1 pseudogene is annotated in these 514 nt (G+C 45.5%); it reads right to left on the bottom strand.

Annotated features, from left to right (window positions below):
• Positions 1-325, bottom strand: a pseudogene (locus tag R8N47_RS28485) (9-hexadecenoic acid cis-trans isomerase); the annotation flags it as partial.
• Between the last annotated feature and the right edge of the window lie 189 nt (positions 326-514).

The raw sequence follows: 514 nt of genomic DNA, 5'->3' as shown, positions 1-514 counted from the left end.
CTTCAAACAAGCGAGTAGGCGCAGCCGCTGTCAGGCGAGTGCCTTCATAACCCAACGCTTTCGATGCTCCGCGGTCGATCCCTTCTACCGATGAGAGTTTTAGCTGACATGGCGCATCGTAGCAGGCGTGGCAAACCACACAGCGGTTATCGACGATAGGTTTTACCTCGCGTTGGAAGAAATCTGCCTGCGGCGTTTCAACGCTGGCAGTACGCTCACGAACCAACTGAGGGCCGAACAATTGGTCAAAGTTCAGGCCAGCATAAGTAGCACAACCAGCAAACAGACTGGCAATGCAGAGTATAAAAATTAGACGCAAATTCATTGAGTTATTTTGAGTAAATTGAATTTTCATTAATTAAAGCAAAATAAGTGACGAAATACCAAAAATCGAGACAAATAGCCGCGCTTTCTTTACCTATTTATGGATTTAAATAGATAACCCTTACGGTGAATTGTCTGAATTTGATCTGGTGGCATGCCTTCGGCAATCAAGCGTTTTCGCATTCGACTG

This window comes from Vibrio sp. 2132-1 (genome assembly GCF_033344315.1).
The sequence above is the reverse complement of the archived record's forward strand: the minus strand, read 5'-3'. Positions and strand labels throughout refer to the sequence as shown.